Below are 385 nucleotides of genomic sequence, written 5' to 3'. Positions count from 1 at the left end.
GAGTAAGCCGGCAGCCTGGGCTATTCAGGGCCATCGCTGCAATTTGCGGTGTGCAGGGTATACACTTAAGGTTTCCGTGAACAACAGGCGGGCAGGAAAAAATGCGTAAACGTTTTATCGCCGGTGCGGTCTGTCCGCACTGTCAGGAAAAAGACACCCTGGCCATGTGGCGCGAAAACAGTGTCGATGTGGTGGAATGCGTAAAATGCGGACATCAGATGCGCGAGGCCGATAAGCAGGCGCGCGATCAGATCCGCAGTAATGAGCAGGTGATCGGCATTTTTCATCCCGAGTAACGTGCCGGCACAGCTTTTTTTACGCTTAGACTTACAGTGGTGTTGAATTCCGTTACAATCGGCGCCACTAATGCTGAATGGTCTGCATA

At 52.5% G+C, this 385-nt stretch carries 1 protein-coding gene; it reads left to right on the top strand.

Annotation, left to right across the window (positions count from 1 at the left end; translation table 11 throughout):
• Positions 1–101: 101 nt before the first annotated feature.
• Positions 102–296 carry a YheV family putative zinc ribbon protein gene (locus tag JWG43_RS19310; RefSeq protein WP_039380854.1) on the top strand — a complete coding sequence of 65 codons (195 nt, stop codon included), beginning with the start codon at positions 102–104 and terminating at the stop codon, positions 294–296.
• Positions 297–385: the final 89 nt, after the last annotated feature.

It is taken from the genome of Desulfobulbus alkaliphilus (assembly GCF_016918545.1).
GTDB classification, from domain to species: Bacteria; Desulfobacterota; Desulfobulbia; order Desulfobulbales; family Desulfobulbaceae; genus Desulfobulbus; species Desulfobulbus alkaliphilus.
The sequence above is the reverse complement of the archived record's forward strand: the minus strand, read 5'-3'. Positions and strand labels throughout refer to the sequence as shown.

Bases quoted from the DNA above. Each gene is read 5' to 3' on its own strand.
- JWG43_RS19310 (WP_039380854.1), top strand. From the start codon at position 102: ATGCGTAAACGTTTTATCGCCGGTGCGGTCTGTCCGCACTGTCAGGAA.